Source organism: Streptomyces bobili (assembly GCF_002154575.1).
Lineage (GTDB): Bacteria > Actinomycetota > Actinomycetes > Streptomycetales > Streptomycetaceae > Streptomyces > Streptomyces bobili.
Window position 1 is genome coordinate 1 of sequence record NZ_MUBA01000787.1, and the last position, 236, is coordinate 236.

Sequence of the window (236 nt, forward strand, 5' to 3'; positions counted from 1 at the left end):
CGAGGTCGACACGGACACCGCCGTGCCCGACCCGGCCGCCAAGAAGAAGGGCCAGGCCCCGCTCGTCAGCAAGGGCGAGGGCCAGTCCCTGAGCGGCAAGATGGCCGTCGCCTACGCCACCTACCGCGCCGAGGGCGAGGCCCAGAACGCCCAGCTGAAGCGGTTCGGCCAAGTCATGCAGGCCGTGCTGCGCAAGGTGTCGTCCGACCCGCAGGGCGCCACCGTCACCGTGCAGA

The 236-nt window shown here is 71.6% G+C and carries 1 pseudogene; it reads left to right on the forward strand.

The window, feature by feature from the left end:
- A pseudogene (locus tag BZL64_RS41735) lies at positions 1-236 on the forward strand (LytR family transcriptional regulator); the annotation flags it as partial.